The 22562-nt window shown below is 58.1% G+C and carries 19 protein-coding genes and 2 pseudogenes; 6 read left to right on the top strand and 15 right to left on the bottom strand.

The annotated features are described in order from the left end of the window. Positions 1 to 286 precede the first annotated feature (286 nt). The 3 genes from ACP7BO_RS22445 to ACP7BO_RS22435 are packed head-to-tail and all read right to left on the bottom strand — an operon-like array spanning position 287 to position 4632. The gene (locus ACP7BO_RS22445; protein WP_426212809.1) at positions 287 to 1870 is read right to left on the bottom strand and encodes an aldehyde dehydrogenase (NADP(+)); all 1584 of its coding nucleotides are present in this window, start codon (positions 1868 to 1870) and stop codon (positions 287 to 289) included. A 43-nt stretch (positions 1871 to 1913) separates the two neighbouring features. Continuing rightward, positions 1914 to 3263, bottom strand: a complete 1350-nt coding sequence (gene gudD / locus ACP7BO_RS22440) for a glucarate dehydratase (RefSeq protein ID WP_426212808.1) — start codon at positions 3261 to 3263, stop codon at positions 1914 to 1916. Between the two features lie 28 nt (positions 3264 to 3291). After that, positions 3292 to 4632 (bottom strand): MFS transporter, encoded by a 1341-nt coding sequence (locus tag ACP7BO_RS22435; protein ID WP_426212807.1) that lies wholly within the window; start codon positions 4630 to 4632, stop codon positions 3292 to 3294. A gap of 326 nt (positions 4633 to 4958) precedes the next feature. Between ACP7BO_RS22435 and ACP7BO_RS22430 the strand changes: the two genes are divergently transcribed. The 3 genes from ACP7BO_RS22430 to ACP7BO_RS22420 all read left to right on the top strand — a co-directional run bounded on the left by ACP7BO_RS22430 (position 4959) and on the right by ACP7BO_RS22420 (position 8904). Continuing rightward, a complete protein-coding gene (locus tag ACP7BO_RS22430) occupies positions 4959 to 5657 on the top strand; it encodes a FadR/GntR family transcriptional regulator (RefSeq protein ID WP_060693206.1) in 699 nt (232 codons plus the stop codon). A gap of 516 nt (positions 5658 to 6173) precedes the next feature. Further along, a complete protein-coding gene (locus tag ACP7BO_RS22425; RefSeq protein WP_060693177.1) occupies positions 6174 to 6527 on the top strand; it encodes a hypothetical protein in 354 nt (117 codons plus the stop codon). Between the two features lie 13 nt (positions 6528 to 6540). Beyond that, on the top strand, positions 6541 to 8904 hold the full coding sequence (locus tag ACP7BO_RS22420; protein WP_426212806.1) for a DNA polymerase II: 2364 nt from the start codon (positions 6541 to 6543) through the stop codon (positions 8902 to 8904). On the opposite strand, the gene ACP7BO_RS22415 is transcribed toward ACP7BO_RS22420, so the two are convergent. After that, positions 8901 to 9176, bottom strand: coding sequence for a hypothetical protein (locus ACP7BO_RS22415; RefSeq protein WP_003444976.1), 276 nt, complete (start codon positions 9174 to 9176; stop codon positions 8901 to 8903). The two genes, ACP7BO_RS22420 and ACP7BO_RS22415, sit on opposite strands and share 4 nt — an antisense overlap. Before the next feature lie 176 nt (positions 9177 to 9352). Here ACP7BO_RS22415 and crcB (ACP7BO_RS22410) point away from each other — a divergent pair, with 176 nt between their 5' ends. Next, positions 9353 to 9733 (top strand): fluoride efflux transporter CrcB, encoded by a 381-nt coding sequence (crcB, locus tag ACP7BO_RS22410; RefSeq protein WP_060693172.1) that lies wholly within the window; start codon positions 9353 to 9355, stop codon positions 9731 to 9733. A gap of 15 nt (positions 9734 to 9748) precedes the next feature. Beyond that, the gene (gene crcB / locus ACP7BO_RS22405; RefSeq protein ID WP_060693170.1) at positions 9749 to 10144 is read left to right on the top strand and encodes a fluoride efflux transporter CrcB; all 396 of its coding nucleotides are present in this window, start codon (positions 9749 to 9751) and stop codon (positions 10142 to 10144) included. Positions 10145 to 10228: 84 nt separating this feature from the next. Here the strand turns inward: crcB (ACP7BO_RS22405) and kch are convergent, their stop codons facing one another. The 11 genes and pseudogenes from kch to ACP7BO_RS22350 all read right to left on the bottom strand — a co-directional run bounded on the left by kch (position 10229) and on the right by ACP7BO_RS22350 (position 21150). Further along, positions 10229 to 11404 (bottom strand): voltage-gated potassium channel protein, encoded by a 1176-nt coding sequence (gene kch, locus ACP7BO_RS22400; protein ID WP_397457111.1) that lies wholly within the window; start codon positions 11402 to 11404, stop codon positions 10229 to 10231. A gap of 91 nt (positions 11405 to 11495) precedes the next feature. After that, positions 11496 to 12554, bottom strand: coding sequence for a HoxN/HupN/NixA family nickel/cobalt transporter (locus ACP7BO_RS22395; RefSeq protein ID WP_073509174.1), 1059 nt, complete (start codon positions 12552 to 12554; stop codon positions 11496 to 11498). Positions 12555 to 12581: 27 nt separating this feature from the next. Next, positions 12582 to 13574: an urea transporter gene (gene yut, locus ACP7BO_RS22390; protein WP_426212805.1), complete on the bottom strand. Its 993-nt coding sequence runs from the start codon at positions 13572 to 13574 to the stop codon at positions 12582 to 12584. Between the two features lie 143 nt (positions 13575 to 13717). Continuing rightward, positions 13718 to 14680 (bottom strand): urease accessory protein UreD, encoded by a 963-nt coding sequence (locus ACP7BO_RS22385; RefSeq protein ID WP_397457109.1) that lies wholly within the window; start codon positions 14678 to 14680, stop codon positions 13718 to 13720. After that, on the bottom strand, positions 14677 to 15324 hold the full coding sequence (gene ureG / locus ACP7BO_RS22380) for an urease accessory protein UreG (RefSeq protein ID WP_003444969.1): 648 nt from the start codon (positions 15322 to 15324) through the stop codon (positions 14677 to 14679). Before ureG ends, ACP7BO_RS22385 begins: the two co-directional genes overlap by 4 nt. Before the next feature lie 79 nt (positions 15325 to 15403). Next, positions 15404 to 16090, bottom strand: a complete 687-nt coding sequence (locus tag ACP7BO_RS22375) for an urease accessory protein UreF (RefSeq protein ID WP_060693162.1) — start codon at positions 16088 to 16090, stop codon at positions 15404 to 15406. A gap of 21 nt (positions 16091 to 16111) precedes the next feature. Next, positions 16112 to 16798, bottom strand: coding sequence for an urease accessory protein UreE (ureE, locus tag ACP7BO_RS22370; RefSeq protein ID WP_426212804.1), 687 nt, complete (start codon positions 16796 to 16798; stop codon positions 16112 to 16114). Positions 16799 to 16866: 68 nt separating this feature from the next. Further along, positions 16867 to 18584: pseudogene (locus ACP7BO_RS22365) on the bottom strand (urease subunit alpha). A gap of 179 nt (positions 18585 to 18763) precedes the next feature. Further along, positions 18764 to 19183, bottom strand: a pseudogene (gene ureB / locus ACP7BO_RS22360) (urease subunit beta); the annotation flags it as partial. 54 nt (positions 19184 to 19237) lie between these two features. Next, complete coding sequence (locus tag ACP7BO_RS22355) at positions 19238 to 19540, bottom strand: urease subunit gamma (protein WP_397457105.1); 303 nt, start codon at positions 19538 to 19540, stop codon at positions 19238 to 19240. Positions 19541 to 20049: 509 nt separating this feature from the next. Continuing rightward, positions 20050 to 21150, bottom strand: coding sequence for an FUSC family protein (locus tag ACP7BO_RS22350; protein ID WP_397457104.1), 1101 nt, complete (start codon positions 21148 to 21150; stop codon positions 20050 to 20052). A gap of 350 nt (positions 21151 to 21500) precedes the next feature. Here ACP7BO_RS22350 and ACP7BO_RS22345 point away from each other — a divergent pair, with 350 nt between their 5' ends. Continuing rightward, a complete protein-coding gene (locus tag ACP7BO_RS22345) occupies positions 21501 to 22409 on the top strand; it encodes a LysR family transcriptional regulator (RefSeq protein ID WP_426212803.1) in 909 nt (302 codons plus the stop codon). Positions 22410 to 22562: the final 153 nt, after the last annotated feature.

Raw genomic sequence — 22562 nt, 5'->3', positions numbered from 1 at the left:
ATGATGGCCATCCAGAATCAGTCCTGTTTCGAAAACTTGTGACTATTTAATGACTTAGGTCAGTACTGGTTTGAAAAAAAGTCTGCAAAATATCTTGTTACTGGTTGTAACACTGGGGTAAGATCGCCCTGCGTTCACCTACCACGGTTTATGCATTTTTAAGCCCCAAGTTTCCATCAGCTACTTGGGCTTTTTTTTGCCTGAAATTTGATATCGGATCCAATTTCTGCGGGCGCAGAAACAAAAACGGCGCCCGTTGCAGGCGCCGTTATTCAGTCATCAACTCTTAAGCAATCGCTTTGGAGCTCCACTCGCCATTAACCAGGCGTTGCAGGCCCAGCGGGTTGCGATTTTGCAACGCTGCCGGCAGCAATGCATCGGGATAGTTCTGGTAGCACACCGGGCGCAAGAACCGGTCGATGGCCAGTGAGCCAACCGAGGTGCCGCGTGCATCCGAAGTGGCCGGGTAAGGCCCGCCGTGAACCATGGCATCGCACACTTCGACGCCGGTCGGGTAGCCATTGACCAGAATACGACCCACTTTTTGCTCAAGAATCGGCACCAGCCACTGGTAGTGCTCAAGGTCGTCCGGTTCGCCAATCAGGGTGGCGGTCAGTTGTCCGCGCAGGGCCAGCAGGGCGTCCTTGAGCTGGGCGTCATTTTCCACTTCGATGATGATCGTTGCCGGGCCGAACACTTCTTCTTGCAGCAAAGGATCCTTGTTCAGCAGCAGGCTGACATCGGCCTTGAACAATTGCGGCTGGGCCTGAGCGCCGGACTGGGTGTGGCCGGCCAGGTGAGTGATGCCTTTATGGCCCAGCAGGTGCTCGACGCCCTTGGTGTAGTTGCGCAACCCGCCCGCGTTGAGCAGGGTGTGCGGCGCTTGCTCGGTCATCTGTTGCGTGAGCTGTTCGATAAAAGCCGAAAGCTCGGGGGAGCGCAGACCGATCACCAGGCCGGGGTTGGTGCAGAACTGGCCACCGCCCACGGTCACCGATGCGGCCAGCTCGCCTGCCACTTTGTCACCGCGTGCGGCCAGCGCTAGAGGCAGCAGGATCACCGGGTTGATGCTCGACATCTCGGCAAACACCGGGATCGGTTGCTCACGTTCGGCGGCCATTTTGCTCAGCGCGTTGCCGCCATGCAGTGAGCCGGTAAAGCCCACGGCCTGAATGGCCGGGTGTTTGATCAGCGGCTCACCGACACCGGCGCCGAAGATCATGTTGAACACGCCCTTGGGCATGCCGGTTTTTTCTGCGGCGCGAATGATCGCGCAACCCACCTGGTCAGCCGTTGCCATGTGGCCACTGTGGGCCTTGAAGACCACCGGGCAGCCAGCAGCGAAAGCGGCGGCAGTGTCGCCACCGGCAGTGGAAAAGGCCAGCGGGAAGTTGCTGGCGCCGAACACGGCAACCGGGCCTACGCCGATGCGGTACTGACGCAAATCCACCCGTGGCAGCGGTTTGCGGTCCGGCATGGCCAGGTCGATACGGGCCCCCAGGAAGTCACCGCGACGCAGGACTTTGGCGAACAGGCGCATCTGGCCGCTGGTACGGCCGCGTTCGCCCTGGATACGTCCGGCGGGCAGTGCGGTTTCACGGCAGACCAACGCCACAAAGTCGTCGCCCAGCTGGTCGATTTCGTCAGCAATGGCATCGAGAAATTCGGCGCGGCGTTCAGGGCTCAGCTGGCGGAATTCGACAAAGGCCTGATCGGCGGCGTTGGCGGCGCGGTCTACTTCCTCGGGTGTGGCCTGATGAAAGCGAAAAGGCAGGGCAACGCCGGTGCTGGCATCAAGGCTTTCAAGGGTGACTGTGCCGGCAGCGCTGCGGCTGCCGCCGATAAAGTTTTGGCCTGTTACGGTAGACATCGGTTCAATCCTCGCTAGATAGGCTTTAGACGCGCTATGGAACTCAGCGCACAAGACAGGGTTTTTTGTTGTCGTATTTCCAGCCCGGAACAATGTACTGCATGGCGACGCTGTCGTCCCGTGCACCCAGGCCCATGCCTTTATACAGTTCGTGGGCTTTGGCCACGGCGTCCATGTCGATGTCCACGCCCAGGCCGGGTCTGGCCGGAACCTTGATGTGGCCCTCGACAATTTTCAGCGGTTCGCGGGTCAGGCGCTGACCGTCCTGCCAGATCCAGTGGGTATCGATGGCAGTGATTTCGCCCGGTGCGGCGGCCGCCACCTGGGTGAACATGGCCAGGGAAATATCAAAGTGATTGTTGGAGTGCGAGCCCCAGGTCAGGCCCCACTCGTGGCACATCTGGGCGACCCGCACCGAACCCTGCATGGTCCAGAAGTGCGGGTCGGCCAGCGGGATATCGACGGCCTGGGACTGGATCGCATGGCCCATTTCGCGCCAGTCGGTTGCGATCATGTTGGTGGCCGTAGGCAGGCCGGTGGCGCGTCTGAACTCGGCCATTACCTCGCGTCCGGAGTAGCCGTTTTCGGCACCGCACGGGTCTTCGGCATAGGCCAGTACATGGTGTTGATCGCGGCACAGGCCGATGGCTTCTTTGAGTGACCAGGCGCCATTGGGATCAAGGGTAATCCGTGCATTGGGGAAGCGTTCGGCCAGCGCGGTGACGGCTTCGATTTCTTCAGCACCGCGCAATACCCCGCCCTTGAGCTTGAAATCGTTAAAGCCGTATTTGGCCTGTGCCGCTTCTGCCAGACGGACGATGGCCTGCGGGGTCATTGCCGGTTCATGGCGCAGGCGCAACCAGTCATCTGCGTCTGCTTCGCTGCGATAGGCCAGGTCGGTCTGCTGGCGGTCACCAATGTAAAACAGGTAGCCGAGCATCTTGACCGCGTCACGCTGCTGGCCTTCGCCGAGCAGGGCCGCGACCGGGACTTCAAGAAACTGACCCAGCAGGTCGAGCAGCGCGGCTTCCATTGCCGTTACCGCATGGATGGTGATGCGCAGATCAAAGGTTTGCAGGCCCCGGCCAGCCGAGTCGCGGGCGGCAAAAGTGCTGCGCATGGCGTTGAGAATGCTCTGGTAGTTGCCGATGGGTTGGCCCACCACCAGGCTGCGCGCATCTTCCAGGGTTTCGCGGATGCGTTCTCCGCCCGGCACTTCGCCGACCCCGATATGGCCGCTGCTGTCCTTGAGAATCACGATGTTGCGGGTGAAGAAAGGGCCGTGGGCGCCGCTGAGGTTGAGCAGCATGCTGTCATGCCCGGCCACCGGAATCACTTGCAGGCTGGTGACCACCGGAGCTTTTGCCGCGTGGTGCTGGTGTTCGCTGTTCATGTCGTGTTCCTTAAAAAGAGTCAGGGGCCTACGCGGGTTGCAGAGCTGCAGGAATCACAGCCGTGGGCTTGGGTTTGGTCTTGGCAAAGAACACGATGATGGCCGCAATGATCGAAGTACCGGCCAGGCCATAGAGCCCGCCCTGAATCGAACCTGTGGTTTGTTCCAGAAAGCCGAAGGTGGTGGGCGCAACGAAGCCGCCGAGATTGCCGATGGAGTTGATCAGTGCGATCACGGCGGCTGCGATGCGCGCATCCAGATAACCCTGGGGGATGGGCCAGAACAGTGCCGACGCCGATTTGAAACCGATGGCCGCAAAGCAGATGGCAATGAACGCGAAGATCGGACCGCCGGTGGTGGACAGGAACATCCCCAGTGCGGCAATCAGCAAGGCGGCTGCAATCCAGGCCTGCTGGTGCTTGAAGCGGCTGGCCAGAGAGGCGAAGGCATACATCGCAATGATCGAAATCAGCCACGGAATGGAGTTGAAGAAGCCCACCTGAATGTCGCTCAGGTCGCCCATTTTTTTGATGATGCTCGGCAGCCAGAACGTGGCCGCGTAAATGGTCAGTTGGATGCAGAAGTAGATGGCGCAGAACAACATGATCTGGCGGTCCTTGAGCAGTTTGCCCAGGGTTGGCTTGACGGTGTTGACGGCATCGCGCTCGCGTTGTTCGCGGTCAATTTCGTTGACCAGGGCATCTTGTTCCTGGCGGCTGAGCCATTTGGCGTCATGGGGTTTGGAATCCAGCCAGAACCACACAAAGAAGCACAGCAGCACCGAGGCCATGCCTTCAATGATGTACATCCATTGCCAGCCATGCAGGCCCATGCCGGTAATTTGCAGGAGCAGGCCGCTGAGCGGGCCGGAGATCAGGGAGGCCAGTGCCGATCCGCTGAGGAAGATTGCAATCGCTTTGCCGCGCTCGGCGCCAGGCAACCAGCGGGTGAAATAGTAGATAACGCCGGGGAAGAAGCCGGCTTCGGCGACGCCGAGCAAAAAACGCAGGATATAGAAGTGGGTTTCGTTCTGGATAAAGGCCATCAGGGTGGCGGTGATGCCCCAGGTAAACATGATGCGGGTCAGCCAGATGCGGGCGCCGACTTTTTGCAGCAGCATGTTGGATGGCACTTCAAACAAGGCATAGCCAATGAAAAACAGTCCGGCACCGAAGCCATAGGCGGCAGCGCCAATGCCCAGGTCGTGCTCCATATGTGAGCGGACGAAGCCTATGTTGACGCGGTCTATGTAGTTAACGATGAACATGATGACGAAGAGCGGCAGCACATGCCTCTTCACTTTTTGTATCGCGCGCGCCAGAACAGGATCGTTGGCGGGCGCAGCAGACACGTTGCTGGAAGTGTTCACAAATCTGACCCCACTGATTATTTTTATGCGGGTGGTTCGAGCCGGTGATCACGCTTTCGGTTGACGGACATCATACGAGTTGATTTTTCGCCCCGCAATGCCCGAAAACTAACCAATAAGTTATAAATGCTCTTTCTGTAATGCTTTTAAGTGTAATTACAGGGAGTTAGCCCCGGCTTTATTAAGGGGATTGCCCTTGTGCATTGAAAGCAGGGTTGTTCTTTTTAAGAACTGGCGGGGTTTTAATGGAGTTGTCATACGAGTTGAGGCGTCTCCCGATTGAAGCAGGTGCTAGTATTACGTCGCCTCAGAGGAAGGGATTACCCATGCACGATCAGCCGATACGCAAGCGCACCCCGGGGCTGGCCCACGACATCGTGGCCGAGCTGACCCGGCAGATTTTGTTGGGTCAATTGGCGCCGGGGGAGAAGTTGCCCTCCGAGTCGGTCATCGTGCGCGAGCAGGGCGTGAGCCGCACGGTGGTGCGCGAAGCGATTTCCAGATTGCAGGCATCCGGGTTTGTTGAAACCCGGCACGGGATAGGCACCTTTGTGCTTGAGCGCGACGAGCGTCAGGGCATTCACCTTTCAAGTGCCACCGCTGCCAGCGTGCGGGGCATTCTGGAATTGCGCATGGGCCTTGAGACACAGGCCGCCGCCCTGGCTGCCGGGCGCCGCACTGAAGAACAATTGCTGCAGATGCGTCAGGCGCTGGATGACTATCAGAACGCACTGGCCAACAACGATGGCAGCGTCGAGCACGACCTGCGCTTTCACAAGCTGATTGCCCAGGCCACGGGCAATACCTATTTCACCGACATCATCTGCCAGCTTGGCCGAACGGCCATACCGCGAACCCGGATCAACGCCGACGAACGCGGGGATGCCGATTTAATGCAGCTGGGGCAAATGGCCGTGCTTGAGCATGAAGCGATCTTGCGTGCCATCCGCCGCCAGGACCCCGATGCTGCCCGCGCAGCCATGCTGCTGCACCTGAGCAACAGCCTGGAGCGAATGGCGCTGTGATCAAACCCTGTAGTCGCTGACGAGGGCCGAGGCTGTGTTCGACTGCGCAGCAGTCGCAAAGTCAGGCAGCCGGGTGTGTCAGATGCAATGAGGGTGCTGGTTTTGCGGGCGTTGCCCGATCGCCGCCTCGTGCCTCGACAGCGACTACAGGGTTTACACAGGGTTCAGGTTGGCGCTGTAGTCGCTGACGAGGCACGAGGCTGCGATCGACTGCGCAGCAGTCGTAAAGTCAGGCAATCGGGTGTGTCAGAAGCAATGAGGGTTCAGGTTTTGCGGGCGTTGCCCGATCGCCGCCTCGTGCCTCGACAGCGACTACAAGGTTTCCAAAGGGTTCAGGTTGGCGCTGTAGTCGCAAAGTCAGGCAGCCGGGTGTGTCAGATGCAATGAGGGTGCTGGTTTTACGGGCGTTGCCCGATCGCCGCCTCGTGCCTCGACAGCGACTACAGGGTTAGTTTTTTGCTCTCTAGGGCGCACCGGCGGCGTGTTATCGTGCTGAACTTTTTGAGGGGACATCCAATGCGAATACTGATCGGCGCTCTGAGCGTGGCCATGCTGGCCGGCTGTGTATCACCTGCCATGAACGATGCCCGCAGCAAAGCCCCGACCCGGGTACTGGCCTCGGCCAAACCAACTCCGCTGGTGGCTGAATGCATCAAGTTCTCGTGGCAGGACGAAGGGGTGTTCGGGGTGGATGCCAGTGCCTATATCAACACCGGCAAGTCCGGTGAGCTGACGGTTTACACCCGTGACGCCGGCTCCTTTGCCGACCTGGTGCCGCAGGGCACGGGCACGGCGGTCAGTTATTACGCCAAACAGCCCGACGACAGTGCAGCCATGCGCCGTATGGCGATGCTGGCGACGTGTCTGTAACCCGGTTGCAACGGTGGACTTGAGACAGGGCTTTGTCCTGACCCGGCATTGGCACGATACGCCGTCGGGCATTGAGGTCGAATTCTGGCTGGCCACCGATGACGGGCCGCAGCACGTGCGCCTGCCTTATCAGACTTCAGTCATGTTTATCCCGGCTGCCCTGCGCGATCAGGCGCAGGCGTTGTTGCAGGATGAGCGCGGTATTGAGTTTCGTGAGCTGGCGCTACAGGATTTTCAGTCGCGCCCGGTGCTCGGTATTTACTGTCGCCAGCATGCCCAGCTGATCGATATTGCTCAGCGTCTGCGCCGTGCCGGGGTCGATGTGTTCGAGGCTGATATCCGGCCGCCCGAGCGCTTTTTGATGGAGCGTTTTATTACCGCGCCGGTGAGCTTCGGCGGCACCGCTGAGGCTGATGGCCCGTTGCGCAACACCCGGATGAAGCCACATCCCGACTACCGGCCGCGTTTGCAGCTGGTGTCGCTGGATATTGAAACCAGCGCCCACGGCGATCTGTACTCGATTGCGCTGCAGGGCTGCGGCCAGCGTCAGGTGTATATGCTGGGCAAGGCCACCGAGGCCGATACGGCGGTGGATTTCGATCTTGAGTTTTGTGCCACCCGCGGTGAGTTGCTGCAGCGTTTGAACCAGTGGATGGCCCTGCACGACCCTGACGCGATCATTGGCTGGAACGTCGTCCAGTTCGACATGCGGGTGCTCCACGAGCATGCCCGGCGTCTGGGTATTCCTTTGCTGCTGGGGCGCGGGGGCAGCGAGATGCAGTGGCGTGAGCACGGCAGCCGCAAAAACCACTTCTTCGCCAGTGCTGCCGGGCGGCTGATTATTGATGGCATCGAGTCGTTGCGTTCGGCGACCTGGTCATTTCCCTCTTTCAGCCTGGAAAACGTCGCCCAGACCCTGCTCGGTGAAGGCAAGGACATCAGCACGCCGTACCAGCGCATGGACGAAATCAACCGCATGTTCGTCGAGGACAAGCCCGCACTGGCGCGCTACAACCTCAAGGACTGCGAGCTGGTGACGCGGATTTTCGAGAAGACCCAGCTGCTGACTTTCTTGCTGGAACGGGCCTCGGTGACGGGGCTTGAAGCGGACCGCAGCGGCGGCTCGGTGGCGGCGTTTTATCATCTGTACATGCCGTTGATGCACCGTCAGGGATTCGTTGCCCCCAACCTCGGTGACAATCCGCCCCAGGCCAGCCCCGGCGGCTTTGTGATGGAGTCCCGGCCGGGGTTGTATGAGTCGGTGCTGGTGCTGGATTACAAAAGCCTTTACCCGTCGATTATCCGCACCTTCCTGATTGACCCGCTAGGGCTGGTGGAGGGGTTGCGTGAACCGGGTGACGAGGCCTCGGTCCCGGGTTTTCGCGGAGCACGCTTTTCGCGAACCCGGCACTGTTTGCCGGCCATCATCGAGCGGGTGGCCAATGGGCGCGAAGTGGCCAAACGCGAGAAAAACGCCCCGTTGTCCCAGGCGCTGAAAATCATCATGAATGCGTTTTATGGGGTGCTGGGCTCCAGCGGCTGCCGTTTCTTCGATACCCGGCTGGCCTCGTCGATCACCTTGCGCGGGCACGAAATCATGCTCAAGACCCGGGCCCTGATCGAGGCAAAGGGCTACAGCGTGATTTATGGCGATACCGACTCCACCTTCGTCTGGCTGCGCAGTGAACACAGCGAGGCCGATGCTGCCCGTATCGGCCACGAGCTGGTGCAGCACGTCAACCAGTGGTGGCAGGCCCATGTGCGTGACGAGTACGGCCTGACCAGTGCCCTGGAGTTACAGTTCGAAACCCACTACAGCCGCTTTCTGATGCCGACCATTCGCGGGGCAGAAGAGGGCAGTAAAAAGCGCTATGCGGGGCTGGTTGCACACGACGACGGGCGTCGGGAGATGGTCTACAAAGGGCTCGAAACCGTGCGCAGTGACTGGTCGCCGCTGGCCCAGCAGTTTCAGCAGGCGCTGTACTTGCGCATCTTTAATCGCCAGCCCTATCAAGATTACGTGCGTGACTTTGTGCGCAGTACCCTGGCCGGGGAGCATGACGAGCTGCTGATCTACCGCAAGCGCTTGCGCCGGCAACTGAGCGACTACGAGCGCAACGTACCGCCCCACGTGCGGGCCGCACGGCTGGCGGATGAGTACAACGACCGGCAGGGGCGCCCCCGCCAGTACCAGAACGGCGGCACCATCAGTTACGTGATCACCGTGGCCGGGCCACAGCCGCTGGAGAACCGTACGGCGCAGCTTGATTACGATCACTACCTGACACGCCAGCTGCAACCGGTTGCGGATGCGATTCTGGCGTTTGTCGACGATGACTTCAGCGCCCTGGTAGGCGGTCAGCTGGGGCTGTTTTAAGCGTCGCTGGCCGGGGTAGCCTTGGATTTGGCGCGGTCTTTGGCGGCCTTGGCTTCGGCGGCCAGGCACTCCAGACAAAACTGTTCGGCATAACTCATGATGATTTCGGTGGTATCGCCCTTGATGGTGCGCGAGCCAGCGAGGATGTAGCGCATGCGTTTTTCCGTCACGCCGATGCGCTGGGCGATCCAGGCCGGTGTCTGGCCGATGCGGTCCACCAGTTTGTTCGCATATTCGGTGGAGTGGTTGTAGCGTTCAGCGTTGGGAAACATAGGGGTTCCATGGGCGGGAATTAAAGCCGGACGGCAGGGTACTCCTTTTCAACGCTACCTGCATCGCGGGCACGCCCGACGGCAGACCGAAAACGGTGCGTACGGTCGCAGCCTTCGTGGGCTGCTTTATGAACTAGAGTTGCCTGCACTGACCAACAGACACGAGAGGGATATTCATGACTGCGCTGGACGTTTTTTGGGTGGGACTGGGAGGCGGGCTGGGCTCGCTGCTGCGCTGGTGGATAGGGCTACGGGTCGGGCAGTTGTATAAAGGCAAGTTTCCGTTAGGCACGTTTTTGATCAACGTCAGCGGCGCTTTCGTTATCGGCTATTTGAGCATTCTGTTTTCCGTGGACTGGCGCGACCGCTATGGCGATGTCATGAATGCCGCCGTTCTCACCGGTATTCTGGGTGGCTATACCACGTTCAGCAGCATGCAACTGGACGCCTCCAAACTGGCAAACGCCAAGGACCGCGCGCTGGCCGCCGGTTACCTGATCATCTCGGTACTGGTCGGTCTGGCCGCTGCCGCATTCGGCGCCTGGCTGGCCCGCTGACAAGGAGTAGCGAACATGCTTAATCTGATCATCCTGATTTTCGTCGGTGGCGCCTTCGGTGCCATGTGCCGCGAATTCGTCATGTTGTCGATACCGCGTCTGGCCGATGGGTTTCCCATGGATATTTTTGTCGCCAATATCGTCGCTGCATTTTTGTTGGGCGTCGCCACTTCGCTGTTCAAGAGCAACCGGATCAATCAATACGTACACGTGATGATCGGCACCGGGATCATGGGCGGGCTTTCAACCTTTTCCAGTTTCGTGTTCGGCGCGGTGGAGATGATGAAGGATCCGGGCGGGGTGCTGGTCTCCATCTGCTACCTGGTGACCAGTCTGGTGATCGGTTTTGCGGCGGTTGAGCTGGGTCTGTTCGCCGGAGGCAAGGTCAAACCAGTGCCTGCGACGGATTAAAGCCCTGAACCTGTAGGATCGAGCTTGCTCGCGATCTTTTGATCTTGAAAAAGCTCGCGAGCAAGCTCGCTCCTGTGGTTACGGTCAGGCCAGGGAAGTACGCTTGCCGAAGAACATTTCGGTGATCAGGCTGTTGTTGATTTCATCACCCTCAAGGGTGCGTACCAGCAACTCGCTGCCCAGCAGTGGCAACGACAGCACCATGGTCGGGTTAACGCGTTTGACCTTGGGCATGTTCCGCGTTTCGTTGACCAGCGCGATGATCTGGGTGTCGTCACCGGCTATTTCCTTGGCGGCCAGAATGGTGAAGACGTTTTCGGCGTCGTTGTCGCACAGGGTCACGATGTACTTGGCGTCGGCAGCCCCGGCCAGTTTGAGGGTCGCTACCGACGAAGGATCACCTTCAATGATGTCGGCCTTTTCCGGCAAGTCGTGCTGGCTGCCGGTGGCACACACCACGGTGACGTGTTCGCCACGATCGGTCAGGCCCTTGTAAACGTTTTGCGCCAGCGAACCGACGCCGACAAGGATGTAGTGATTTTTACGGGCCATATGGGTAATCCTGCCTTTAACGATTCGTTGAATGTTATTGCTGATCAGCGGGCCGGCAATGGACGCCACCGAGATCGCGAAGATGGTGATGCCCAGGATGATCACCGTCAGGGTGAAAAAACGCGCATCGGTGGTGTGCGGAACGATGTCGCCAAAGCCTACGGTCGACATCACCACAATGGCGAAGTAAAACGCTGACGGCAGGTCTGTGACCGGCGGTGCGAACTCTTCGCCAATGTAGAGCGTGCCCAGAGTGCTATAGACGATCAGCGAGGCGATGCTGACCACCGCAAAGAAGCTGCCGGTGGCAAGGCTGTAATGGTCAAACCGGCGCCAATAAAAGGCCAGTACCGCAATGCTGAAGATCGAGAGGAAGGTGGTGGCGCTGGGTTTTTTCAGAATGAACAAATCCACGCAAACGGTGGCTATCAGCAGCAACAGGGCGAAGAACCAGCTGATACGGGACTTGATCAACAACCCCAATGACATCAGCACCAGAACAAACCCCACCACGAAGCCGGGTATTTCCAGCAAGGCTAAAAAGCTTAATGCCTCCTTCCAGGTGTCAAATGTGCCGCCGGCAGCATTGGAGTGAGCGACCCCGCGCTGCAACACCGGCAAGAATAAAAGAAAGCCATTGATGGCCACCAGCAAGGCGACCCCGTAAGCAAATGAGGCCCGATTTTTTACGTCCTGTAATAAAGTCATAGTACCTACGACGCTTCTGTTGAAAGGTGGATGAAGTGTAGGTCAGGTTCCGCAGGCTGCCCGCAGCAGGCCTGCACAGCGACAAGTGTCATCAGGTGTTGGCTCCCAGTTGGTCATAGCCGCGCAGATAGTAGTTGAGGCCCGAGATCAGCCAGCACAGGACAAACATGCCGATGATCCAGTAGCCGATTTCACCGAAGTTTTCGTTGATGGCATTGATCGGGGTCCAGATCCCGCCGGTCAATTCAAGCTTGTCGGCGATCAGGCCCAGCGCTTCGATACCGCCGATGAACAGGGCGACAACCACCGAAGCGGCGGTGATGGTGATGTTGTAGTAAAGCTTGCGTACCGGCTTGGAGAACGCCCAGCCGTAGGCGCCGATCATCACAAAGTTGTCCAGTGAGTCGATCAGGGCCATGCCCACTGCAAACAGCACCGGGAACACCATGATCGACCACAGGCTGATGCCGTGTGAGGCACTGGTGGCGCTGATGCCCAGCAAGCCGATTTCGGTGGCGGTGTCGAAGCCCAGGCCAAACAAAAAACCTACCGGGTACATATGCCAGCTTTTGTCGACCAGATTGAACAGGCGGCCAAAGATCCGCGCCATCAACCCCCCCTTGTTGGCGACCAGCAAGTCGAGCTCTTCGGGGGCCAGTTGCTGGCCCGCCTTGACCTGTTTGAACTTCTTGTACACCGAGATCAGGATCACCAGGTTAAGCACGCCAAACAGCAGCAGGAATGCGGATGAAACCAGGGTGCCAATCAGGCCCCCGGTTTCATGGAACCAGGCCATGTCGTCCTTGAATGCCATCGCCGTGGCGGCGATGGCAAATGATGCCAGCACCACAATGGTGGAGTGTCCCAGCGAGAACCAGGTGCCCACGGCAATCGGTTTTTTGCCTTGTTGCATCAGCTTGCGGGTGACGTTGTCGATGGCGGCGATATGGTCGGCATCGACGGCATGACGCAGGCCAAAGCTGTAGGCCAGCAACGCGGTACCCATCAATACCGGGTTGGCGCCGAACTCGATAAAAGCCCAGGCCCAGGCGAGGAGGTTGGCAGCGACCAGGCCGATCAACAAATAGATAGCGCGCCGCGTCGTGCTGGACGACTCGAAGGCGGGCGATAACCGGGCGATAGCTGTCATGGGGGGCTTCCCTGTAAGAGTCAGGATTTATTGACGGTGAGTCGGCATCACATCCTTGTTCGGGACCAGGAATAACCATGATGCAAGCACAAACGGCATGGTCAGCGTCGGTATGCCGATGGGGGTCAGCAGGGTATTCAATGCGCCCTGTACAAATACAGTGAAAATTACCCCTATCAGGGTGTAGATCAGTACGCGCCAGCTCGGCTGGTTGAAGGTCGAACCCAACGCGATGGCGGTCAGCACGGCGCTGAATGCATACATCCCGTTATTGATGCTGCTGTGTTCCGCCTGCAGCACCGAGGCGACAATGATTGCCAGCACCGAACCCAGGAACGCAAACACTGCGGCCCATAACGAGGACACCGCCAGCCCCGCCAGCAGCAGCACGCCGCCGATCACACTGCTGAACAGGAACACCTCGGAGATGCCGTAGAACGAGCCATTGAGAAAATCGATGCCATCGAACAGGCTGCTGTTCACCGCGATCAGGTCGTGGGGCAGGTTAGGTACCGGCAGGGCGCTGCTGGTCAGGCCGCCAAAGGCATAACTGGCCAGTAACATGGTCCAGGTCACCAGCACGAAGGGGGCGGTGAGGGCCGCGACTTTCCATGTTTTGAGAATGTCGGCGATACAAATGGTGACGATCACCGAGACCACGCTGCCCAGGATGATGCACAGCCAGAGGATCGGCGTGACATCCAGGAAGGTTGGCAGGGCCGCACCGACCAGGCAGCCGTTATAGCCGTACAAACCGGCTTTCCAGGATGTGCGGTCTTTGAGGTTCAAGCCGGTAAAGGTGGCAACAGCCGTGCCCAGTACCGCACCGTAGGCCACCGCGGGGTTGCCTTCGCCATAAGCACCGACAAAAATCGCGGCAAAAAACAGCAACCCGGTCAGCGGGTTGCTCTGGAACATGACCTGGGCACAACCGCGCAAGGTAACGTCCACAAACTCAAGGAAGACGTTGCCTTGGGTCAGTTGCGACCACTTGGAACCAGGGGCTGATGCAGCATCCATATTGACTCTCCCGATTGTGCACTTGGCCTGATCCATAAAAAGAGGGCTGGCTTGCCTGCGAAAGCATCACTGCTCAGTGTCAGTCAAACCAGGTTGCCTTTATCGCCGGCAACCCGCTCCCTCACGGATCCACTTGGTGATTTTTATCGCCACAAAAACTGTGGTTGCAGCGTCAGGCCCAGAATTTCTTCGCGGGCGACTTTCCAGAACTCGCGCACTTGCGCTTTGACTTCACCACTGTCATTGCCCAGCACCTTGAAAATCAGCCCGCAGTTGTTTGGCAAACGGGTGACACCGCTGGCAATGCCTGCCTCCATATCGAAGATCGCCGGGACGCGCTCGACAATCCGGTCGTGATGCTCCTTGGGCGTGAGCAACACGACGTTGCCGAACACGTCGAAGGTTTGCATGACACCGATGGCATCCAGGCTTTCCTTTTTCGGTTCCAGAATGTACTTCTCGACAAACAGCTCCTTGCCCTCAAGGTTTTCGGCCATGACCCGCGAGGAATACACGTCAAAACCGAAGCGCTCGTCGACATGGTGATACTTGCGCCCCGACATCAGGATTTCGCAGTAAATCGCCGTGGCCGTGGGGTGGATACTGATTCTGGTTTCGGTGATGAACCGTGCATTGCGATGGGGGATCAGCGGGTCGGGCATGAACTCCAGGTAGCCATCTTCTTCAACCCTGAAATTCTGGATTTGCGAAGCGTAGTTGGCGTTCATCGAGTGCACTTTGGTCGCCGACTGGGTGGTGACGTGCCCGCAGGCACCCACCCCGACATTGACATCCGTGGCCAGGCGGTCGCCCTGCAGTATGCAGCCCGAAGTCGAAATCATGGTGACGCAGGGCAGTTCGGGCATGATTTCGTCCCAATACAAAGCCCGTTGCACCAGCGACGGTACGCGTCGCTCCATGTCTGCCAATACGCTGCGATTGCCGCGTTTTTCAAAGCCAAGGCGCAAGTAACCACTCTTGCCGACGGAACCGCTGCTCATCTGCGCCGGCTCGTCCTGATACTGCGCAAGCTCCGGCGCACCATCACCTAATGAGTGAGCGCGAAGCCGTGAAGGGTTGTTCACGATCTGGCTCTGGGCTGTCATGCAGTGACCTCACTCTTGGCCGCCGGTTTTTGGGCGAACAGGAACATGTGCTCGATCATGTCCACCAGCTCTTCAATGCCCTGGCCGGTCTTGCAGTTCGTGAGGATATAAGGGCGGTTGCCACGCACCACTTTGGTGTCGCTTTCCATCACATCCAGGCTCGCGCCGACGTAAGGGGCGAGGTCAATTTTGTTGATGATCAGAATGTCTGCCTGCACCAGCCCCGGGCCGTTCTTGCGCGGGATTTTTTCACCTTCCGCCACGTCAATTACGTAGATGTAGAAGTCGGCCAGAGCCGGGCTGAAGGTCAGGGTCAGGTTGTCGCCGCCGCTCTCGATCATGATCAGGTCGCTGTCCGGAAACTTCTCTTCCATTTCCTCGACTGCTGCAATGTTCATGCTCGGATCTTCACGCACCGCGGTGTGCGGGCAGGCACCGGTTTCGACGCCCAGAATCTTGTCTTCGTCGAGGATGCCTTTAAGCGTGCGCTTGACCTGTTTGGCGTCTTCGGTGGTCACGATGTCGTTGGTGATGATTAACGGCTTGTAGCCACGGTTGATCAGGATCGGAGTGATCACTTCGATGATCGCGGTTTTACCTGAGCCGACCGGGCCGCCAATACCAATGCGAGTAATCTTTTTCACGATACGTTCCTTAACAAAAATTGAAGCTGATTGAGCGTCGACACAGGTCAGCGCTATGGATCCGGATTCGCTTGCAGAGTCAGTTCATAAATAGCCGTACGTGGGCTTTGACGTGGACGGCAGCGAGCACGTCGACAATCGGCACATAGGACGACATCTGCTCGATATCGCCGATTTCGGCGATGTCGCAGAACGCTTCAATGTCATGGTTGAGTTCGAACAGGATGTGCTGGGTGTCCAGGTGCGTGACCCGCATCAAGCGCATCGCGGCACTGAGAATGGTCATGGCCACACCGTACTGGTGCATCACCACCACCTCGCGGGCGCCAATGCCCTGGGTCGACATCACCACGGCCTGGGTGACGGGGTAGGTGCCTGCGGCGTTGCCGGCCTTGATCTGTTCCAGCCACCAGCGCACCAGGGGTTTTTCGACGACATGGATCGACATTTCTGCCAGCTTTTTACCCATGCGCGTGGCCATCAACCGGCTTTCTTCGTTGAGCTTGCGGTTATTCACCGCCCAGTCGGCGCGTAAAATACCGTCGCGATCATCATTGATGGCCGCGCGGTGTGCGGCGACTACACCCATGCCATCACAACTGGCCGCTTGTTTGAGTGCTGTGAGGACAAAGCCTTTGAGGGTCGCGACATCGTGGACGATGCCTTTCTGAATGGCGGATTCAACGCCGTTCGAGAACGAAAAGGCACCGACTGGCAATACCGAATCGCCAAACTGCATGATGCGAATTAGATCAGATGCGTTCATCTAGGCGCCTTCTTGCCGGATTCAATGCTTATGGTCGTGATCGTGGTGCGTGTGGCCGTGGTCATGCCCATGACTGTGGCTGATGCCGTCGCCATGGCTGTGCAGGCCCTGGATCTTGAGGGCTGCAGCATCGAGCTTGTCTTGCGGGCTGGCGACGTGAACGTGGGTGTCGGTTTCTTCGGCACCGCCAAACAGCAGGCGTGCTTCGGAAGTGGTGAGGTTGGGCAGGATTTCTGCGCCGCCGATAAAGGCGTATGGCAAATGTTGAAAGCCGTGGGTGCGCATGACCGAGTCCATCATTTTGGTTTCGACAGTGAGCGGGATGTACACCTCGTTGTTCTTGGTCACGGCTTTCCAGTGCTGGTTACCCAGGGCATGGCCCAGTTCGAAACTGGTTTTGATCAGCACGTCCAGGGGCTGTTTTTTCAGCTCCTTGAGATCAATCACCATGACGTCACGCAGGTTCAACTGCACCACAACGCCCGTGCGCGATGCTTCATCCCACATCAGTACATCGCCGTCGGACAGCACCACGTTGCGTTCCAGTGAGATACCCAGGTCGAGACCGCCGACACTGGTGCGCCGGCAGCGGCTTTTTTGCGCTTCGCGTTGGTCCAGTACCAGCAGGTCGACGTTGGCGCCTTCGAGTTTCTGTTTCCATACCGGGTCTTTCTTGGCATTGCCCAGAATGTGTTCAATCAAAATCACGTTGCAAACTCCTTCCTTGATTGCTACAGACCACCCCTGTGGGAGCGGGCTTGCCCGCTCCCACAGTCTTAGCCAAAGAAATAACGCTGGTTCATCGCGGCTGTGTCGATCGGTTTGCACGTGGCGTGCACGCCATCGACCTTCACGGCGAAGGTTTCCGGATCGACTTCGATATGCGGTGTCTGGTCGTTGCGCACCAGGTCCTTTTTGGAGACGGTACGGCATCCGCGCACAGCCATGACCTGACGGTCCAGCCCGGCTTTTTCCTTGACCCCGTCATCCAGCGCTGCCTGGGACACAAAGGTCACGCAGGTGTCCTGCAGGGTTTTGCCCTGCGCGCCGAACATCGGGCGGTAGTACACAGGCTGCGGGGTTGGCAGGGAGGCGTTTGGATCGCCCATGGCGGCCCAGTTAATCATTCCGCCCTTGATCACCATCTTCGGTTTAGCCCCGAAGAAACGCGGGTCCCACAGCACCAGGTCGGCCATCTTGCCGACTTCGACCGAGCCCAGCACGTGGCTGATGCCTTGGGCGAGGGCGGGGTTGATGGTGATTTTGGCCACGTACCGCAGGACGCGGAAGTTGTCGTTGTCGGCGCTGTCTTCCGGCAGCTTGCCGCGCGAGGCTTTCATTGCGTGGGCGGTCTGCATGACCCGCAACCAGTTTTCACCGACCCGGCCCATGGCCTGGGAGTCGCTGGAAAACATCGAAATCACGCCCATGTCCTGCAACACGTTTTCGGCTGCGATGGTTTCCGGACGAACCCGGCTTTCGGCAAACGATACGTCGGCCGGCACGTTCGGGTTGAGGTTGTGACAGACCATGATCATGTCGAACAACTCGGCCTGGCTGTTGATGCCATAGGGCAGGGTCGGGTTGGTGGAGCTTGGCAGTACGTTGGTCTGGCTGGCCACCTTGATGATGTCCGGGGCGTGACCACCACCCGCGCCTTCGGTGTGGAAGGTGTGAAGGTGCGACCTTCGAAGGCATCGATGGTGTCTTCGACGTAACCGCATTCGTTGAGGCTGTCGGTGTGCACCGAGACCTGGACGTCCAGTTCATCGGCAGTGCGCAGCGCGTGACGCAGGGCGTTTGAAGTTGCGCCCCAGTCCTCGTGAACCTTGAACCCGGCTACACCGGCGATGACTTGTTCAACCAGCGGGTCGCGACCATAGGAGTTGCCCTTGCCGAGCATGCCGACGTTGATCGGCAAGCCTTCGAGCGAGCGCAGCATCTGGCGGATGTTCCAGGGGCCCGGAGTCACGGTGGTGCCATTGGTGCCGTCGGTTGGGCCGATACCACCGCCAAAGAAGGTGGTTACACCGTTGGACAGTGCGTGATAGGCCTGTTGTGGCGAGATCAGGTGAACGTGGGTGTCGATCCCGGCAGCGGTCAGAATCAGGTGTTCGCCGGAGATGGCGTCGGTGCTCACACCCACCACCAGGCCCGGTGTTACACCATTCATGGTGCCCGGGTTACCGCTTTTGCCGATACCGGCAATTTTACCGTCGCGGATACCGACGTCGGCTTTGATTACGCCCTGAATCGGGTCAATGATGGTGACGTTGGTGATGACCAGGTCCAGCACGCCGTTGTCGCGGGTCAGGGTGTTGTCGGCGCCCATGCCGTCACGCAGGGACTTGCCGCCGCCGTATACGGACTCGTCGCCGTATCCGCGTAAATCCTTTTCAATTTCGACAAACAGGTTGGTATCACCCAGGCGGATCTTGTCGCCCGTGGTCGGGCCGAACAGGCCGGCGTATTCTTTGCGTGAAATGGTAGGCATCGGTGGCTCCTTTCTAATGCCGCACGGGCGTCAATAACGCAACGGCGCGAGTGCAAAGTATGGGAATGCGTGGATTACTTGGCGGGCTTGGAAAACTTGAAGCCGTGATCGCGCGCGCGCTGGATCGCTTGCAGTTTTTCCGGGCGTTCATGGTTGCTGGTCAGTTTGTCCGGCGCCCAGCCATCCACCAGGTTGTTGAAGCCGTACAGGGTTTGCTTGCCACCGAAAGGGACCAGCGACACTTCAATTTCGTCGCCCGGCTCGAAGCGAATGGCGGTAGTCGAGGAAATATTCAACCGTTTGCCGAAGGCCTCGGCGCGATCGAATTCAAGAGCGCGGTTAACTTCGAAAAAGTGAAAGTGCGAGCCGATCTGAATCGGACGGTCACCGGTGTTACGCACCTTGACCTTGGTTACCGGGCGGTCTTCGTTGAACACAATCGGGCTGCTGGCGTAGATGCAACCACCCAGCGGGACATCCTGCTCATTACCCTTTTGAACGCCGCCAGGGTTTTTCGCATGGGGGATCTTGTGATCCGGGTGGGTATCCTGGTGCACACTTGCAGAGCTGGCGGGAGTGGCGGTTTTTTTGTTGCTCATGACTGATTCCTCAAAACGGGTCTGTCTTGCGTTAGCCGGATATAGCGCATGCCTTTACTTGATCGGGTCGTGGACCGTGACCAGGCGGCTGCCATCGGTGAAAATCGCTTCAACCTGAACGTTGGGAATAAGGTCACTGACGCCATCCATGACATCGTCTTTGGTCAACACCTTGCTGGCTTCATTCATTACATCTTCAACCGACTTTCCGTCCCGCGCGCCTTCCAGTGCGGTCACGGTGATAATCGAAACCGCTTCCGGAAAATTCAACTTCAAGCCACGAGCCTTTCGTCGCAATGCCACGTCCGACAAGGTGTAAATCATCAGTTTGTCGATTTCTCTCGGGGTGAGCTGCATAAGCCCTCCTATCTACAATGCGGTAAAAAATTAAAGTTCATGAGTGCCGGTCAGACGGATGTGCAGGCAAAAACGCTCCGCACGTTGAACGCTGCGAAGAGGGGTAAAGCTGGTGGTTGAGGTGTTGAGTTCGGGATTTCGTTTCATGGGGCTCAACCGTTCAAGTCCTTGTTAGACGGGCGCGAACAGAGCCTAGACCATAATCTGCGGCCGGCCAGTTGAAGGAGGAGGGGACGAAAGAGGGGAAACACTTCTATGAAGTTGCTGTTTTTATTTAAATGTCTTTAAAAAACAATAAGTTGTAGTTGTTATTACGGCTTGAAAGTCCTGCAAAATGTTAGTAATCCCACTGTTTCAAGTGAGGATTTCTTAATCTTTATTGCGATATGTCATTTAAATGTGTGCTGTGCCAGTGAACCACTGCGTATCAAGTGTATTTTTCCGGCACGGACTGACTGCAGCCTTTCAACAGCGCGCAAAGCCCCTGGCACCCAAGGGCCGGCATCGCGCTATTTATGCTCCGCGCTTGGGTCCTTTAAGAACAGATGCCGATGGCCTTTCTGGTAAAGCGCGGCATGCAACTCGTCATTGAGGTCGGTCAGTTGCCGGAGCATTTGCAGGCTGAGCCAGACAAAGGCATAAAACTGGGTTTCGTTGACTTTGCCATCAATGCTCTTGAGTACAAGTTCTTTCAAATCGTTGGCTTTCTGGCGTAGTTCACCACTGATCTGGTTGTCCGAAATACCGTTGCACAGCTTGTTCTGCAGTGACTCGAGCGCTTGCGGGATCAAGCGATTAAGGTCGCGCAAGGCGGGCTCGCTTTCAATTAGCTTATGGCTTTCATGGGAGGCCCAGTAGGCATCAATCATCAGGCTCATGGTGGTGAACAGATTGCGATGCAGGGTCTGCAGGGAGTTGAAAACTTCGGGTTTCAGATTGCTTTCATTACTGGCCGCCGAGACGTAATTGCGCAGCTTGACCACCGTGTCCAGCTCGTCTTTCAACTTGTCCTCCAGACTGGGCCGTTCCAGCACCCGCGGGGAAAAGTACGCTTCATACAACTCACTGAGTTTGCCCAGACTTTCGCTGAATTTGATTCGCATGTCGGTATACGCCCGTTGCGGATAAATACTGGTGAAGAGCATGGCCAGTACCGAACCTGCCAGTACATAAAGGCTGCGGGTGATTGCCGATTCCATGTCGTTGGGCGGTGCGCAACTGACCACCGCCAGGGTTGCGCCGATCAACAGGGCCATATACGGGTGTTTACCGAGGGTCAGGTAACCGGCGATAAACATCGTGACCGCGCTCCACGCGAGCATTGCCGGAAACGAGTAGATCTCCATGTACAGCCCCGCCAGCCCGGACAGCGCGCCAATGACGGTACCGAAGGTGCGCTGTACGGCACGCGAAGACACATTGCCCCAATAAGGCTGCGGGCCCATCACGATCAGCATGGTGATCAGGGCGTAAGACGCGCCGTCGAGCTTGAAATATCGAATGGCCACGAAGGTCGTCAGAAAGGCGAGACTGATTCGCGCAGCATGAATCCAGCGGCTGTATTTACAGAGCAGCCGTTCCAGATTCGAAATTTTATTGCCTAGCTGCATAAAGCCCCCAAACCCTGTTATGGAATGCGCACGGAGCGTAGTTCAGGAACAGGCGGGCCACCACCGACAGTGGGAGGGTGCTGTGGCGGGGTGAAGCAGAGGGACAGTATTCGGGGAAGAGTTGTGGCGTGGTTCAGGCAATAAAAAAGGCCATTACCATCATGGGGATCCGGTAATGGCCAAAAATCTCAACCAAAGAGAGCGTCAGGCCTCGGCCTGACGGGAAACAATGTATCAACCCCTAACTTAGTTAGCTACCTAACAAAGCGCGATACAGTTTTACCTGCTATGCAACAATGCTCAACTGCCCGTCTGGTGATGCTGCGCGTTAAACGCTACCCTTTGGCCCCATGCAAATACCTGACTTGAATCTGCTGGTTGCCCTGAACGTCTTGCTCGAAGAGGGCTCGGTAGTGGGGGCTGCCCGGCGCATGAACCTGAGTGCTCCGGCCATGAGCCGCACCTTGACCCGCATACGCGATGCCTTGAACGACCCGATTCTGGTGCGCTCGGGACGCGGGCTGGTGCCCACCCCCCGGGCGCTGGAGTTGCGTGAGCAGGTGCGGGGCGTAGTGGAGTTGGCCCACGGTGTCTTCACCCAGAGCCAGGACAGTGATCTGCGCCTGCTGGAGCGCACCTTCAGCATTCGCGCCAATGACGTGTTTTTCGGTGTATACGGTGGCGCGTTGCGCCAGCAAATGGCGCTGGACATGCCCAAGGCTTCGCTGCGGGTCGTACCTGAAGGCTTCACCGATGATGAAGCCTTGAGCGAAGGGCGCATCGACCTGGCAATCTGTGCCACCAACAAATTCAGCTCAGATATCAAGGTTCAGCGGCTGTTTACCTGCCCCTTCGTGGGGCTGGCTCGCGAAGATCATCCGATCTTCGATCAGCCCATCACCGCGCAACGCTTTATCGCCTATGACCACATCAGCGTGTCGCGCCGGGGCCGGGCCCGCGGGCCGATTGATACGGTGCTGGCCGAGCAGGGGCTGCAGCGCCGGGTGTCCTTTACCACGCCCACTTTTTACTCGGCGATTTTTGCCCTGGCCGGCGCTGATTTGATCTTGCCGCTGATGCCCCAGGTCTTGCTCAAAACCCTGGCCCCACTGGGTTTGAAACTGCGCCCGTTTGAGTTGCCGATCCCCCTGCAACCGGTTGATATCGTTCAGGCCTGGCACCCGCGGCTGGACAACGACCATGCCCACCGCTGGTTGCGCCGCACCCTCAAGACATTCTGCGATAACGCCGTGGCCTGATCGCGTCTCTCTTGCAGCCTCGAACTGACTGTGGATTGCGTTCAGCGCACTCCACAGTTAGCTATTTATCAATTTTTGTAGCATTGCCAGATGGTTAAACTTTTCGTCATCTAAGAAGACGGAGTCAGCCATGTATTGGCGTTTTAAATGTGC

The sequence above is a fragment of the Pseudomonas sp. TWR2-1-1 genome, from assembly GCF_049897045.1.
GTDB lineage: Bacteria > Pseudomonadota > Gammaproteobacteria > Pseudomonadales > Pseudomonadaceae > Aquipseudomonas > Aquipseudomonas versuta.
Note: the sequence above shows the minus strand (reverse complement) of the source record. Positions and strands in the feature narration are given on the sequence as shown.